13 protein-coding genes and 1 pseudogene are annotated in these 17,100 nt (G+C 28.9%); 1 reads left to right on the top strand and 13 read right to left on the bottom strand.

The genetic code is table 11. The annotated features are described in order from the left end of the window. Positions 1-7 precede the first annotated feature (7 nt). Positions 8-220 carry a hypothetical protein gene (locus tag CLOCEL_RS04230; RefSeq protein ID WP_010076553.1) on the bottom strand — a complete coding sequence of 71 codons (213 nt, stop codon included), beginning with the start codon at positions 218-220 and terminating at the stop codon, positions 8-10. Between the two features lie 122 nt (positions 221-342). Beyond that, on the bottom strand, positions 343-540 hold the full coding sequence (locus CLOCEL_RS04225) for a helix-turn-helix domain-containing protein (RefSeq protein WP_010076554.1): 198 nt from the start codon (positions 538-540) through the stop codon (positions 343-345). A 117-nt stretch (positions 541-657) separates the two neighbouring features. On the opposite strand from CLOCEL_RS04225, the gene CLOCEL_RS04220 reads away from it, so the two are divergent. Continuing rightward, positions 658-1,605 carry a hypothetical protein gene (locus tag CLOCEL_RS04220; RefSeq protein ID WP_010076555.1) on the top strand — a complete coding sequence of 316 codons (948 nt, stop codon included), beginning with the start codon at positions 658-660 and terminating at the stop codon, positions 1,603-1,605. A 182-nt stretch (positions 1,606-1,787) separates the two neighbouring features. On the opposite strand, the gene CLOCEL_RS04215 is transcribed toward CLOCEL_RS04220, so the two are convergent. The 11 genes and pseudogenes from CLOCEL_RS04215 to CLOCEL_RS04180 form a co-directional block, all read right to left on the bottom strand. Beyond that, complete coding sequence (locus CLOCEL_RS04215) at positions 1,788-4,691, bottom strand: AAA domain-containing protein (RefSeq protein WP_010076556.1); 2,904 nt, start codon at positions 4,689-4,691, stop codon at positions 1,788-1,790. Positions 4,692-4,785: 94 nt separating this feature from the next. Then, on the bottom strand, positions 4,786-5,958 hold the full coding sequence (locus tag CLOCEL_RS04210) for a Wadjet anti-phage system protein JetD domain-containing protein (RefSeq protein ID WP_010076557.1): 1,173 nt from the start codon (positions 5,956-5,958) through the stop codon (positions 4,786-4,788). Further along, a complete protein-coding gene (locus tag CLOCEL_RS04205; RefSeq protein WP_010076558.1) occupies positions 5,955-9,161 on the bottom strand; it encodes an ATP-binding protein in 3,207 nt (1,068 codons plus the stop codon). Before CLOCEL_RS04205 ends, CLOCEL_RS04210 begins: the two co-directional genes overlap by 4 nt. Beyond that, complete coding sequence (locus tag CLOCEL_RS04200) at positions 9,133-9,756, bottom strand: DUF4194 domain-containing protein (protein WP_010076559.1); 624 nt, start codon at positions 9,754-9,756, stop codon at positions 9,133-9,135. The genes CLOCEL_RS04205 and CLOCEL_RS04200 overlap by 29 nt, the downstream gene beginning before the upstream one ends. Before the next feature lie 5 nt (positions 9,757-9,761). Then, positions 9,762-11,150, bottom strand: a complete 1,389-nt coding sequence (locus CLOCEL_RS04195; RefSeq protein ID WP_423200066.1) for a Wadjet anti-phage system protein JetA family protein — start codon at positions 11,148-11,150, stop codon at positions 9,762-9,764. A 173-nt stretch (positions 11,151-11,323) separates the two neighbouring features. Then, positions 11,324-11,488 (bottom strand): virulence RhuM family protein, encoded by a 165-nt coding sequence (locus tag CLOCEL_RS22200; protein ID WP_010076561.1) that lies wholly within the window; start codon positions 11,486-11,488, stop codon positions 11,324-11,326. Positions 11,489-11,496: 8 nt separating this feature from the next. Further along, positions 11,497-11,724 (bottom strand): annotated as a pseudogene (gene rhuM, locus CLOCEL_RS23845) (RhuM family protein); the annotation flags it as partial. 708 nt (positions 11,725-12,432) lie between these two features. Further along, positions 12,433-12,555 (bottom strand): hypothetical protein, encoded by a 123-nt coding sequence (locus tag CLOCEL_RS23655; RefSeq protein ID WP_010076563.1) that lies wholly within the window; start codon positions 12,553-12,555, stop codon positions 12,433-12,435. Between the two features lie 194 nt (positions 12,556-12,749). Then, a complete protein-coding gene (locus tag CLOCEL_RS23030; RefSeq protein WP_423200064.1) occupies positions 12,750-12,938 on the bottom strand; it encodes an IS66 family transposase in 189 nt (62 codons plus the stop codon). A gap of 140 nt (positions 12,939-13,078) precedes the next feature. Beyond that, a complete protein-coding gene (locus CLOCEL_RS04185; RefSeq protein WP_242655213.1) occupies positions 13,079-13,528 on the bottom strand; it encodes a transposase in 450 nt (149 codons plus the stop codon). A gap of 5 nt (positions 13,529-13,533) precedes the next feature. After that, positions 13,534-16,980, bottom strand: a complete 3,447-nt coding sequence (locus CLOCEL_RS04180; protein WP_010076566.1) for a zinc-ribbon domain-containing protein — start codon at positions 16,978-16,980, stop codon at positions 13,534-13,536. Positions 16,981-17,100 lie beyond the last annotated feature (120 nt).

Raw genomic sequence — 17,100 nt, 5'->3', positions numbered from 1 at the left:
ACTTGCATTAAAGTGCTTTCATACTTCTTCTGTTCTTTTTTATTGTCATTTTACTTAAGCTTAATTTAGTGCTACTTGTAATAACGCTTCCTTGGGATGCACCGAAGGCTACGAGGTCTACTCTACCAAACTCATTCTTTGCTGAGACATCCCCAAATAATTGTCGTCTCTCCTGCATAAGCCTATACTCCTTATACTTTCTACTTGCATTTCCAGACATGTTATCATCTCCATAAAATTTATTTTTGCACTACATCAGCTTCACCAGATTTTTTCTGATCAGGTTTTAAGTTTTATGCCGACTCACCTTAAACTTGTGCTATTTAGTTTTCAATCTTTTATTTATCTTTCATCACTTACTTTAATATCACTTATCCAGTTATCTAAAACTGCTTTTGAAATTAACCATCTACGTTTACCAATCTTCCTTGAAGGAATTTCTCCTGAGCGAACAATACTTAGTAAAGTAGGTGTGCTGACACCGATATACCGTGAAGCTTCTTTTAAATTGAAAGCAACCTTTATTTCTTTATTTTCCATACTTTTCTCTCCTTCCCCTTGTATTTGATTAAATTTTACTATAAGATATCACCATAAGATATTTTCTATCGGTAACCATAACGGTAACTTTTTTATTCTAAGAGAGGATTGGATATTTTGAAACTAAATGAGTGGCTTACAATATGTGATATCGGTGGATTAGGAGAACCGTCAATACCGGCAACACGTTTTTATACTTATTATGTTGACTATAACAAAGGCTGGTCACCAATATTGACTCCGGAGTTTACAATTGATGATAGCCCTGTTACTAAAGAGAACTTTTACTTATCAGCACAGGAAATATTATTAAGACTATATAACCTAGCAATTGAAATTATTGGACTAGGTGATGACGAAATTAGAATATCTGAAAAAGTAATCAAATGGTGTTCCGACAACCTACACCCTTATAACATAAATAAAATTTATAAATCTATTCCTAATGTGGATGACTTTCGTATAGAAGAACCTGACCCGTATGCATCGCCAAGAAAATGGTATGAAGAAAAGATAAAAGAAACGATAGAACTTAGTGAAATCAACTTATATGAATTTTTAAAAGACTTAAATGGTCTATATGAACTTACAAAAACCTACTATGGAATATTTTCCTTTAAGAGTGGTAGTTCTCAGATAATTGAAGACCTTAAAACAATTTTACAATATAAAAGTCAATGGAATAAACTTGCTACAAAGATAATCGATGATAAGAAAATCTCTGGAGAATCCTTAAAAAAATTTGCTGAAACTATTCCTGAAATCCAGTTCTCAATGAAATTTGATGAAAAAAATAACACCTTTTATATTGGACCTGATTTAAATTCTGTATTTGAAATTGCCACCTATGCATTAATTAGATGGATAGCAACTAATGCTCCTAATATGGAAGACACTGATACTAAAAAAACTCTTTTTATCTGTGAAGCCTGTGGCAAAATTGGGGTTAAAAGTGGTCCAAGAAGAAAATACTGTGCTACCAAAGAATGTCAAGGTACAAGAAACGCTAGAAAAGCAGCTAGAAGTAAGAAAAATATTAAAGACAATAAGTCCTTACTAGACTAGTTTAAAATATAGAAAAAAGAGCCTCATCAGCTCTTTTAAAACTTTTCCTATCCTATTTTTAATATTGTTAATCTGGAAACCTCTCGGCATACATTCATATAAAAAACTACTAAAAATCTCTTATCACCATTTTATTTGATATCATATAATTTATCTTCACACATCTTTGACCTTGCAAAAAATCAATAATCTAATATTGTATTTTTAATAATATACTGCTTTAGCAAACCACTTCCGCTTTTATTATTATCATTAAAACTATTAATATTTCCAAAAACTAAAAAACTATCTTTTGCACGAGAAACAGCAACATTTAACATACTTTTATTTGCATCTATAAAATAACACTCCTCATTTCCACCATACACTGTAGACATTATTATTATTCTTCTTTCAGCACCCTGAAAAGTATGTACTGTCCCAACACTTATATTTTTCTTAATCTCCTCTGGCAAATGCTTACTAAATACACTTGCTATACAAGTAACCTGAGCCTTAAATGGAGTAATAATACCTAATAAACTTTTTGTATCTTCCATAGGATATGCCGCTCTGATCATTTGAAAATTTTCATTAATCCAATTTGCTATTTCAATTGCTTCCCTTTTATTATATCTACTACCTCCCCTTTTACTTGATTTTTCAGTATCTATTTGTTTATACCCCATCTGAGGTAACTTATTTAGTTTGTAATTTTTATCATCGGTTGCGTTTCCACGCATAGGTTCTAGATTTCGATACACTAAATCCTTACAGTAAGAAATAATCTCATTATAGCACCTTCTATGTTCACTCAAAAATAATCCTCTATCACCAAACTTCATATATTTGCAACATTTTGATGCTACCTTCATTACACTTGAACTTGACGTATTTATGCCAAGTTCAGAAAACTTCTCATATTCTTCTCTAGTTAATATTACTTGCTTTTCAAGTGATAATGAAATATCTAAAGCTTTACAAACACTCCATACAGGCTCTATTTGATATATATCCCCAACAACTACAGCTTTTTTAGCTAATGCAAAAGAACATGCTGCTATTTCAGGCGAAACTTGTCCTGCTTCATCTACAATTAATAGGTCTATATAATTATAAAGATAAAAGTTCTTATTATCCCCTAATGCCAAGAAATTTCGTGGTAGTTGATAAAAAGTCATTACATAACAAGGAGTAATCATACTCAATCTATTGTATAAGCTATCTAAAATATTCTTATATGTTTTTCCCTTTTGATTCTTAGTTAACTTATCCTCTCCTTTTACCCAGCGACATTCATAATAATGAACTGATAACCAAAACTCAATATATCTAAGAGTTTTATCCATTATTTCATTCATTTGATTTAAGTTGAGAACACTCTTTTTCTTTTCCCGTTGAAATATGTCAATATTTAAATTATTCAGTATAATTAAATTGTCATCATATTGTTTTTTTATATGTTCTATTTCTTTATATGTTCTTTGTAGCTCTTCCAACTTAATCTTTAAATCCATAATTCTATAACTATACTTTTCTTCAATTTTCTCTAAGCTCATGTATTCATCTAAAAATGTTTCTTCACTTTCAATAAACATTCTATTCCTTGTTGCTATCTTACTCTTATAACTTTTAAGAAATTTCAACAATCTATATAGTAAAGGCATCCCTTTAAAATGTCTTCTCCAAGCTTCGATTCTTAACTTGTCCATGGATATCTGTTCTTCTAAACATTCTTTTTCTTGTTTTAAAAACACCAAATGTTCTTCTATAGTTTTATCCCTAATTTCATATGAGCTAAGATTATCGAATAATTCTAAAAAGTTTCTCCTTATTAATTCAATTTTACATAGTGATGCATGTATTACTTCCTCACATATACCTAAGCTTGAAATGCTATCACCAAAATATTTATTGAAGTTAGCCAATAGCCTTTCTTTAGACTTTAATATATTTTCTTCACTTTCAACATCTGAAATGAAATTTTCTCCTCTTAAATTAGTATAATGATAAACTTTGGTTTTTGCATTTCCTTCACTACTAGATGATGGAAAATAAACAGCAAAGCTATTTACTCCTTCTATCCATCTTTCTTCAAGATTTCCATATCCCATAGATTTTATTTTCCCAAAGGATTCTATTATATTAGTAACTGCTTGATTATTTGTAGATGAAGCTACTATCAATGGTGGTTTTTCTTTTTTTAGTGCTCTTTCCACATACAAATTTGCAACCATGGATTGAAGCAATGTTGTCTTACCTGTACCCGGTGGTCCATTAACTGCTAACATTTCACCATCAACCATATTAGTGAAGTGATTAATACATTCTCTTTGTGAAGGTGATAATGGATATTCTCCACCCATCTGCCCACAATGCTTACTCATTTCTGTGATGTCATTTGGTATCAATGGTAGTATTTTATTAAATTCTAAATCAACAAAATTTTCATATAGCTTAGAACCATTACATTCATTGATAATATTATCGTATAAATTCAGTATCGATCCGGTAGCATTTACAGTATTATCTTTTATAATATAAATATTTTTCTCTAACTCAACCTCTAATAGCCTACTTTCATCAAACTTAGAGCTTGTTACATATTCATATAAATCCTTAACAAACTCAACGTAATCCTGCCATTTTTTTATCTTATGTATTCTTCCTATACTTTCACTTATATAGTTATCGTAATCTTTGTAATGCCCCATTGATACTTTAGGTTCAATCATTGGTTGAAGAAATTCTCTAGGTATCCAAGGAAGCTTTCCTTCATCATACTGAAGTGTTCCATCTTTATTTAAGATAGCTGGTACATAATATACACCTGTCAAATCTTCAATATTATTATTTTTTCTTTCTTGAGATTCAAAGATTGTCTTTATTGTTTTTGTAACAATTATTACACTAATACTCTCTTTTTCTTTTTTTATTTTAGGCTCTTTAGTTAAATCTTTAAAAATAGCCTCATTAATTTTACCATTAATGAATTCAACAAATGTAAAATAGAAATATTTCTCTTCCTCAAACTTAATCTTTTTATTAACCTGTGCTGCAACTGCACTTCTTAAATATGATGTTATTTCTTTTACTTTATCCCTCAAATCTCCACCAAACTTTCTTATGTTATCGCTCTAATGTTTTCTCTCTATAATCTATAAGTATTTTAAAATCTCATTTTGAAATTTTATTAAGATATCAATTATTGATTGCTTCTTGCTCTAGTTTACAGTTATTTTCAATCATGTACTTAATTACCATACAGTATTCGCTATTAATTAATTTCGAAAGTCTATCTCTATCATTTTCTGTTAATGGCTTGATATACTTACTATATGATTTTAAAGTTTCTATATCCATATTAAAAGGTTTGAAATCAACACCGGTTTGATGCTTCAAATGTTGCAATATATAAAATCCACCAGCATCAATATCACCAAAATGATAATAAGCTATATTTTGATTTTGCTTATATAATTTTTTTATAAATTCTCGTCTGACACAATTGTGGTATCCACCAAGATAAATAGCAAACACATTCTCATCAGAGAAGGTATGGAAACTAGTTAAGTTTTCAATAGTTATTACAGCATTACCTGCTACATCAATCCTCTCAATATCGTTTAACATAGCAGATGAGATTGCAATGTCACCACTAAGATTTGTTAATTCAATTTTTTGTCCCTTAATAGTAATACTTCCTGCCCCTTTAAAATTAACATAAGTAGGGTTTTTAAAAACATTTAAGTTTCCTAATATTTGGCTCTTTTCTGGAAAGTTCCCAAACTCATAGATAAGATTTATAACTTTAGCCACTATTCTCTCAAACATTTTAGAATCCTTAAAAGTTCTAACTGAAAAATCTCTTACAAATGTCTCAGTATCAACCTTCAACAATTCATCAACTGCTACTAAAATATTTTCTAGTTCTATCAAGTCATTACTGAAATATTGTATAGATTTATTTGAATGAATCCTTTCATATTGCATCTCGAAATATCGGTCTAATATTTCATTCCTTCCTTTATACTTTTCCATTAACTCTAATACAGATTTATTGATACCTTTTTTAGGCATTCTACCAATATACTTATATATTTCTTCTAAATCATCTATATTTAGAACAGCATTGTTATAAACATGAGCAGAATTTGCTTTGGCTATTATAAAACCTTTCCTAACTAAAACATCAATAGCTTCATTTAGTTCTTGAAACATCTCATAATTTGAGTGGTCGGTATATTTCGGAAATACAGAAGCAATCTTCACACTAAATTTTTGATTTATTTTATTTTCACCTATAAAGCTTTTACTTTTCTCATACTTATCTAGTAATTTGGTAATGATTTCTTTTTCGTACTTTCCTATCATAGATCATACTCCTCAATTATAGATGTACTTCCTTCTCTGATTGCCATTAATATTGTATCTACCTTTTCACCAATCTCTTCTATTTTAGCTGGTGGTGTTGCCAATATGATTTGAAAATCTTGACTATTAAAAAAGTCCATCATAGCGCTAATCCTGTTATCATCCATTTTATCAAAAGCCTCATCTAGCATAATAATTCTTATTGTATCTCCATGCTTATAGAGCTGAACAAATGATGCAGCTATTGCTACATAGTATGGAGTTTGAGTTTCTCCCCCACTTTTCTCTCCATAAATTTTAGAAAATCTTTGAAGAGTACCATCTTTCTTTTCAACAACAATATCATAATCCAAATAACTACGATAATCTGTATATTCTGTAAGAACCTTCTCTCCCTTATCATCATAAGCTGTTAATTTAGCAAATAAATCTTCCATTTCCTCTTTATACTCCTCCTCAAAGGAATTAGACCATAAATTAAAACCTGCTTCGTTATTTTTTGAGGTAATCATTTGATAAATGCTTTCTTTTTGCTTATTATGGGTCAACTCAAATTTATAACTATCTTCTCCATAATAAATATCTCTTAGGGCATAATTTAGATTTCTAAATTCTAACTTTGCGTTCTCAATATTTTCTTTGAGCCTTGCTAAAAATGATTCTCTAAATTCTAGTTGACAATTGTCCTTTGCCTTTTTTAGCTCTTCTTCATATTTAATAATATCTGCCAAAACAAGTTTTTGATGTTCCATTATGTATTCATGCACTTGTTCATATCCAGAACCTAAATCGCAATCATATTTACTGCAGTAACTACTTTGTAATTTGATAAGTTCCATACAAAATTCGTTTTTCTTATTTTCTAATCCTACCTTAAGAGGAGAAAAATTCTGGACAATCGTTTCCGGTGTCTTTATTTTTATTTGCTCATTAAATTTATTTAAACCAAGTATTGTTACCCCTGCATCTTTCTCGCAAAATAAATTAAAGATATTCTCCAAATTTAAAATAACACCTAGTAAATTTTCTATATCAGTTTTATTCGCTTTTAAAGTTTTTTCCAGTTCTCCAATCCTCTGATTTGATAAAGAATGTTCTCTATCCTTACTATCAACAACCTTTCTGCATTCTTCAATCTGAATTTGTATTTGAATATAGCTTGGGTTAGCTTCAGCCTTTTTTAACTCTATTTTTTCCTTTGCTATAAGTTCCTCATAATTTCTTAGTTCTTTTGGGGCATTTAAGTTTTCTTCTAATACATCAATTTTACATGTGTTTAACTTTTCTATAAGAAGCGTACAAACACTTGATTTCTCATTTAATTTCTTTATATCCTCCTTTAAATTCATCAGTTCATTCTGCTTGTTCTTAAGCTGAATCTCAAGGGCAAATGCTCCAATAAATGGAGTGTTATAAATCTTCTCGTCAATTTTTCTTACTGCATAGTTCTGATATAACATACAATCAGGCGTAATAGCTATTTTGTGCTCCTTTAAGCTTTGAACCTCTTCACAGCGAACCACTCGATTAAGCAAATATACTGCATATGCTTTTGCATAACGGTTATCACTTTTAATAACATAAGCTAGCGAAGCCATGTCTGCTAATGAATTAATGTCAAGCTTCCCAGTGTTAATAAGTCCAACTGTATGTACTTCTTTTTTTATTTTATTATAGACCTCTAAGGCTACTTTATAATGCTGTGGTTCTAGAATTATATAAAACCTCTGGCTGTTTAAATATCCTTCAACGGCATTCTGCCATTTTGTATCAGTAATCTCTAAAAGATCCGAAAATATTCTTACCTCACTTTTTATACCACGACTTAAAAACTCCTTTTCAATAGCTGTTTTAAGTTTTGTAGTATTTTCTGGATAAGTAAATTTTCTATTTTTTAGGTTCTTTATTTCATTTTCTAAAGTAGCTTTACTCTTTTGAGATTTATCAAGTAGGTCTTTAGTTCTCACAAGTTCTGAACTATAACCTTCCTGAAGCTTTTGAAATTCTTTTTTTAGCTTATATACTATTTTTATTTTTTCTTCTGTTTCAAAATCCGCTGAGCCTACCTTTGAAAGCTCTTCCTTTGAAAGAATAAAAACTTCATATTTATTAATCAAACTTAATGCATCCTCTGATCTACTTAACATATTATGAAGCTTTTTAACTGAAGCCTCAGCAACTTGCTTATCTTTCTGAAGAATTTCTATTCTATGTTTCGTATTAACTATAAGCTGTGTTGTTTCATTTTGTCCCAGTACAATTTGTAAATTAGTAAACCTCTCCCGTTCATTTTCTAGGCTTTTTTTCAAAGTAGTTTCATTGTTTTGTTCGTCTATAAGCCTTTGCTCACAAATATGTCTACTCTGTTCCAGCTTCTCACACTCTAGTTTTTTAGCTTCTATTTCTGCTTTTTTAATTAAGATTTCATTGGTCTTTATTTCCTGTTTTTTTGCAAGAATATCATTATTTTTAGAAATAATTCTATCAAGTTCTGCTATTTTTTCCTTTGTCAGCTCCATTAAATCTTCCAATTCTTTTAATGCTGCAATGTTATTTCTTAAAGTGGAGACCTCTATTGTTTTTTCAGATAATATAAACTTATTAATAAAATCTTTAACATTATCCATAGGTTTGAAAGCCAATGATTTAGGTATCATATCGAAAAATCTATCCTCTAAATTTCCTAACCGCTGTGCAAATCTAGCCTTTGCCTCAGATACCTGTGAAATTAATTGCACCTTTTTATCCTTTCTCCTAAACTCCTCTGCTGTAGCTGGTCTTCCATCTTTTAAAAATGACAGTTCCTCTAGCTTACATTCCTCACGAAACCATTTGGTTGTAAGCTTACTTTCCTCATCAGGAGAATCAATTTTTACACCAAGGGTAAAATATTTACCTGTCTTTTCTTCATAAAATTCTAATGCAACATATGTAATAACACTGTTCATTCTGATATAAGACTTATTTTCATTACCAGTTTTACATCGAACATAACCCTTTAAATCACGATTGCTTTTCTCATTTGCAGCAGTATTAAACTTTCTATTGTTAGTAGTCAAAACCAATTGAATTGCATCTAATATAGTTGACTTTCCTGCTGTATTTTCACCGCTGATTAAAAAAGAACCACTAACATTGATAGTTTCATTCACAAAATAATGCCAATTAATCAACCTAATCCTGCATAACTTCTTCATCATCATTCTGCTCTTCTCCATTCATATATTTATTTAACTTATCATTTATAGCATCATAAATAACAGTAAGATTATCATTTGAAACAGCAAATAATACTGATGGATATATTTTAATCCTAGCATCAGACATAGTAACATCACTATCAAGGTTAGAAATTATATTATACCTCTTAAGCAACCTGATTGTATCTCTTAATATTGTCTTATCAAGATTTAATTTTGCCTCAATTTTAAGCATATTATATTTCTGATGTATTTCATCTACAAGCACTACTACATCCTCATTTAAACTTAACTCCTTACATTTTTCTATATACAGAAGTCTTAATATAAGTAAAATGATACTCTCTACTTTTTTAAATCTTAATCTTCCAGTACCATATGTACTAATAAGTGCTACTACTCCTTGCATATCATTAATTTCAATTTTATACCCTAATAAATCAAAATACTCTATAAAAAGCTCTTTATTCTGAATAATAAAAATATAGTCATTTCTTGTATCTTCTTTTTTCTTAATTATAAAACAATTATTTAAAAGTTTATTAGCTGCTACTCTAAATTTATCCTTTTGCACAAGACTTTCCTTGAAAATTTCCATACCTACTATTCACACCTTTCTATCAAAAAATCACAAAACCTCAAATCATTCACTGATATAATTTCATTCAATTGGGTAGTTTTATATATAGATTTTCTGTCCTTTCCATAAAGACTTATGAAAATTATCTTAATTAAATCTCGCTTAGTAGTTAGTGGAATGGTGGACGCTAGTACAGCCTTTTTATCCTTTAATAATTCATGAACATAAGCATTAATGTTCTTACGTGAAAATCTATTTTTATTTTTTTCTTTTAAAGCTAATTTACGCAATTCTCTTTCTTCTTCTGAGATTCCAAACTTATCACTAAGTTTTTCTGGCAATGCCATCTTTTTAGAAATAGGAACTACATATAGAGAGTCACTATCAATAAAGCTTTGAGGAAATATATTAAAAACCTCAAAGAGTGTATCATCAGTTTCATCACACAAATTCAAGGTTTCATCTTTGTTAAACTCTTCGGAAAGATAAGCTAGTATTCTTGAGATTTTTCCCTCTGTATTATTGCTATTGTTAAGTAAAAACTTTGCTCTTGCAACAGCACTATTAATATATTTAGAATTCTTATTATCTATTTCTTCTATAATGTCATCATATTTTCTAAAATGAGAAATAATATTCATTATCTGACCTCGTAACAGCTCCTCAGCCTCTACCTTTTCATCTATTTGTTCTACTTCCATATATCCTACAACTGCTCTATCAAATATATTTCTATCATTTATAATATTGTATAGATTTTCGATTATTGAAGTTCTAAAATGTGAGATATTGTCACTAGTTTTAATACGGTGATAAGCCTTTGAACCAATATCCTTGTGATAAACGAAGAAATCCTTAACTATCTCGCTAGCAGTTTTTTCATTGGTTATAGCATCAATATATTTTTTTATATTTGTATTTAGTTTTTTTAATCCAATTATCAATTCTTCGGTATTTTCGATAACTCTCTTTATGATGTACTCATAAGGCTTTACATAAGCTTCCTTGTTTAAAAGAGTAGCATGAATTTGAGATACAAGGCTTTGATACTCCAGTTCTTCATTTTTTACTATCTTATTAAAGGATTCAATCATAGTTGCAGCATAGTCAAATAAGTTCACCTTTACTTTATAATCATTAGATAATTCATATTCAAGCCACCCACTCTCTTTTAGCCTTCTTAGTATAGCATTTGCCTTTGCTCTAGAATCTTTTGCGATTTCGTCATCCTCATCAAATACCATTTCCATATTTGATTCTTTGTCAAAATAATTCTCAAGTTCAGATATTATAACCTCTTTATCTACACCAAAAGACAACTCCGTTTTATAAGTATTATATATAAGCCTTATACAATCAACATAGATACTTTTGTGTTTGCTTGTTAGTGGCTTAAAAAAATCCTCTGAGATAATGTTAAATAAATTAATTTAAATCACCACTTTCTGTTTCTTTTGAAAACCTATCAAAGATGCTTTCAAAATAAATAGTTCCCATTTTATTTAATGAGTCCATGTCCTTAAAGATTGAATAATTCTTGACAACTTAACCATCTCTTTTTAATATTTTGACCTTAAAAGCACTTCTACAAATAGTCAGCCACATGTTTTCTTTTTTCAGCATTTGATCTATCCTCAATTAGTTCTTGTACTATTTTGCTATGAGTCGCAAAATGTAATTTATTTTGGACAGTTTTAAAAAATATTTTAATTATCAATTCATAAATAAAATAGTCCTTAAATACCTGCATTTTTCACATCATTTATCTCTACTAACTATAATCCCCTTAATTTCTTCAAGCAAGTTGTTAAAGCAATCTTCCTTTTTAAATATTACTTTCTTTAACCTTTCCTTATCAATGATGTAATCACGAATGGAAGAGTCCTTTAATACAAAAATTGCCCATTGACGAAATACTATAGTTCCTTCCGAATTAGTTCTAAAATCTACTGAAATAACTGCTTCTAAACTATAAAATTTAGCGTTATATTCTGTTCCACCAGCACCGGTATGTCAGAATTTTCGACATACCAAATTTTCTTCTAATTCACCACTAATAAAATATTTTTTAAGTGATCTGTAACTGTAGAATCTCCTTCTTCATAAAAGGTGGCAATCATTTCTTGGGTTAACCACACATTTTCATCTACAGCCATAACTTCAATAGAATTATCTCCCGTTTGTGAAGAAAAAGATTAAAAACTCAGCAATACTGTTTTCTATTTGAAGTCTATCATTATTTTTATTCTTACTCATTTTTTCTTCTTAATATCAAGTACATAATCAACTATATTTTTACTATTAATTAACCCCATTCTTTATATTTTCTAATTATACCTTTACATATATAATCTTACAATATTTTTAATATTTATTTGTCAATTTTTACTTATCATTTATATTCCACCCAATTAGTTTCAAAAATCAAATAATTTATAAGTAATATTTAACATTTATATTGTTTATCTGGATTAACTTGTTTTAAAAATAGTCTGCTTACAGCTTTTTTCTCTACGGCTAATAAATCAATATTATAATTGAGAAACTTTAGTTTTGATAAATCTTTATTTTTCAATAATTCTATTTCGTTCTTTGAATAATTTTCACATAAAAAAGTTCTTTAGTGCATTTTTTTAGCAATACTTTCTTCAATACTTATAAAGTAATAGATAGCATATTTTAAATTAATCCCATCTATTCCAACTTTTTAAACCTAGTTTCATATCTGTCTTGGTAACAATCATCATCATTTTCATAAGCTTCTCTAATCTCTTTTTCGATTTTATAAATTTGCTCGCAATATAAACCCCCTACCACAACTGCACAAGACTTCTTTAAGGCTTCCCCATGAAATTATACTAGCTTTATCTTCATTTCCTTCACAAGATTTTACAAGCGTGAAAAAATCGACGCATATCACTTGTTAAAATTATATGCACCAATAGCCTCAGTAGAGTGTAATTTTTCTACTGGGGCTTAAATTCAAGTATAGAGTTAGACAATATTTTTCTTCAGATTACAAATGGTTTTATTGCTCGCTCAGAAGCGTTATTATCTATTTCTAAGGAGCCATCTTCTAAAAGAGTTTTCATATCAGGTAAAAGCTTTAGTGTATAAGCCAACGCCTGAGCTAATGCACTTTTAGGTAAATCATCTTCAATTTCTCTTTCAACATATTGTTGAAATTCATTTTGCTTAATAAGAATTTTTAGCTATTACAGGTTTGATTTTAGAAGTGGTCCTAACCCCGTATCCCCTAAACAGCCATCCTAATTCTTCTTTATTAACCTTTAGAGCCTCTCCTTTAGTCAAAGACCACTTAAGTTTACTATTTTCTAACCTAATAGTAATATAGTGAAAATCCTTCATTAAAATATATGATCTTGAATCTATTCATTTGCTTATTACAAAATACAAACAACGCTTTTTCACTTGTAGGAATATAGCTGTTAGCTTTACCAAGCTCTATTCTTATATTTCCACATGCTTCCGGATTATTTTCTGATACCTCTTGGTTAGTAGTTGTCTCGTCAGTAGCTAATGATATCGCATGGAATATTGGTTTATTTGATTGCTCAGATTTTTTTGTATAATAGTAAAGTTGACTCCTAGTAACGTTATTTCCCTTGCAAGAATCACTTATAGTTTCTTCATAAGAATGAAACTTATCTAAAAGTTCTTTCCAAGTTGAGTTGACTAATTCCTTTAACATTACAGACTTCCCCTTTGTCTTACTATCTGTAATTTTAGCAAAAGAAACTTTCACTATTGCAGGCATTTCTACCTGCATCTATTTTAAACATTTTCTTTTTTTCTCATTCGTGCATCTCTTTCAATTACACGATTGTGGCAATTTGAGCATATTGAACGACCTGCACACCTTTTGTCCACACGCGCATCCCATTCATTTCCGCACTTATTGCATTTCCAAAAAACTTTTTCATTACATCCTGCAATTATTTGTGTTGGGTCAATAATATTTTTTTCATAACTCCAATCTACTAATAAATCTGGATATAATTCTGCAAATGAACCTTTTAATTCGATAGCAGATTTTTTTTGTACTACTTCTTTTTCAATTATAATACTTGGAGTTTTTCTTTTAACCTTTTCTCTTGCAGTATGTTCTATAATTGTTCCATCTTCATATCCATCATCTTCTATTACTGTACATTCCATACTACAATGCATTAATTCTCTTTGATTTAAAATTGAATATGATCTTTGCCCCTTTACTGGTAAATATTTTTCATATCCTTCTAGTTCATACCATACGCCAAGAATATTTGAACTTAATTTTTGCATCTTCTTTATTTCTCGTGATGCTTTATAAATATCTGTTTCTAAATATAATTCTGGTGTTGACATAATCTCATTTTTTTCATTTCTTATTGCAAGTGCTGTTGATTCTTGTGCTGTCAAAAGCTTCTTATAATTATCAAATAACTTTGGACACTTTTGCTCTAAAAGTTCTTGTACGCTTGGATATATTTCTTTATAAAAAATATCTAGTGCATAATATCCTCTAATAGTTAAATCACTTGGATTTACATATATATGATTATAAAAATCAATATCTATAATTGCACCATGTATATATCCCGAACCACCAATCTTCTTTACTTCGCCTGCAATCTTTTTTTGTATTTCAGTATATTTGTCTAATGGTGTCTTAACATATGCAATTTCTTCTTCCATACTGTCATAGTAATAATTAATATCTTTTATAGTAAGATTCTTTAAAGCACCACCATTTAATATGGATAATTTTTTTGCCTTTGTCTCATAAATGAAACAATAATATCCGCTCTTCTTAAGCATATATATTATTCCATCTCTATTAAATTGCATCTGTATGTTTTTACCACGATAGAAATTAACGTATTCATCACCAGTTATTTGATAAATACCATCTTCATAATCCGAAAACCAATCATACTCGTTTTCTAAATAAAAATATTTCACATGTGGATTTTCATTTTTATATCCTACTTGATTATCTGCATAGATTTTATAATCACCATCATCATAAAAATAATTCCTGTGTGTATGCCCGCTTACATATACAAATCCCTTTTGTTTTTCATCATTATTACACCAGTCTGCTTTTGGTGTATGAGTGAGAACAATAACGTTTCTGTCACCCAAAACATCACAAACAATTTCATATATTGCTTCGAATTTTTTGCTCTCTGCTACTTCCTGTTCTCTACTAATTGCATTCCTATAAATTCCATTATTTGCATTGAACGATTCATTATATCCTGAGAATGCTAAACCTCCAAATATAATTACACGTGCACATCTAACCTTTAATCTTATTTCTTCTTTTGATAATGTTATTAATTCTTGGGTTGTAATTCTATTGATTAAATTATTATCATCTTTATATATCAAATCATTTTGAAGAAGGAACATTCTATTTGCAGTAATTATTGAATTATATCTTTGAACAATTTCTTCTAATTTTTCATTTGAAAAATTCCATAATTCATGATTTCCAAGTAAGAAAATAACTTTTATATTGTAATAACTCTTATCAATGCTTTTTCTTAAAAGTGATACAAATAGTTCAAACATTTCATATTCAGAAGAAGTATCTCCTCCAATTAAAAGAACCCCACTTCCTAAATTATATATATCTTCTAATAAATTATTTATTATATGTTGAAGTGTATATTGTACATCACTTTTTGATTTACACTTTGCGTTTATAATCCTATGCATAAGGTGCAAATCTGATATATAGAATACTTTTTGATTCTTTAGAGCTTCTTCGTAATCTAAATAAAATTCTCTTTTTGTATCTAATACAAGTGTAGTTTCTTCCTCAAATTTCAAAGTTGGAAGAAATGATTCTACTGATTCATTTCTCAAATCACATTTTTCATATTGAAGCCCAAATTTATCCATTGTTGAGCTTTTAAGTTCCACATTTGAAAGATTAAGTTCTGAAACATCATTTAAATTCTCAATGCCGTCACAACACAATAAATCTGCTCCAGACAAATCATTTTCAAGGAAATGCACATAATTAAAAAAATATTTGAATGAATGATTCTCTTCTTTTAATACATTTCCATTTGAATCTTCCCATTTTTGAACAACTCCAAAACATTCTCGTTTTTGGTCATAGTATTTAACAACGCTATATTTTAAATTCTGTGCATTTTGAATTGGTAGTTTTGTTTTTTCATTTGTAACATATTGTGAGAAATCAATCTTTGGCAAAACTGCTCCTGATAAATCACAATTAGATAAATCATTATCTAGATATTGTACTAATTCTTCAAACGTTTCAAAGTAATAATTCAAATCACCAATACAAATTTTATTTTCTCTTTCTTCTACATAATAATTTGTTTGCACGCAATAATAATGTGTACTCTTATCAAAATAACTATATGTTTGTAACTGTGGTTCACCACTCTTCAACTGATCAATAAACTTATTCATTTTTCTTTTGTATTTTGTATTTGTGGATGAAGCTCCTAAGCTATAATTATATTCTTTAATTACTTTATCTGGATTATAAATAAAACAAACTTCATGTTCTATATTTGGATAATATCCACTATTAACATGTTTCATGATGATATCAAAAACTTTATTCTTATCAGAATATATATACATTAAAAGAATAAATTTTAAGTTATCACTAAATAATGAACTTCGACATTTACTCAAAACCTTCTGAAACTCTTCATATGTATTACAAGCTTTAAACTTAGCTATCCATTTTTTCAAGTATATTTTTCCTCTTTCACGTTCTTGGTACTCTTCAAGTTCTTCTTGTGTTGATTCGATTGTGTAATCTTTTATTGTTTCATCTAATAAAGATAAATAATTAATCTTCTTTAAATCTATATTATATCTTTCAATTTCCTCTTGTAAAAAAATATATTGGTAATAGCAAGCATCCTTGTAAATATCACCATTTAAAAATTCATAATAAGAAGCAAAATCATTAAAAACAGTTTCAATATTCCTATATGATAATTCATCGTTAATATCTCTAAGTACTTCTTCTTTTACAAAAAATACATTTCGAATAATATCATACCCTTTATTATCTAATATAAATTCACCGATTAGAATTTTTCTTATACCAAGCTTACGCTCTATTTTTACAATATCTAGATGTAGTCTATACTCCTCCGGAACATCAAAAAATCCTATTTCCTTTTTCCTTAATTGTTTTATATAACTTTTCAAATCTTTATCAATAACAGCTATCTCCATAATCTTATTCCACCTTCTGCCTATCCTATATACTTATAGCGCATACATATCGAATGTAGATACTATAATATTATTTTTGTAAATTTTAGAAAAGCAGGTCGATTGACCTGCTTTTACATC

The sequence above is a fragment of the Clostridium cellulovorans 743B genome (assembly GCF_000145275.1).
Classification (GTDB): domain Bacteria; phylum Bacillota; class Clostridia; order Clostridiales; family Clostridiaceae; genus Clostridium_K; species Clostridium_K cellulovorans.
This window is presented reverse-complemented; position numbering and strand designations above follow the sequence as displayed.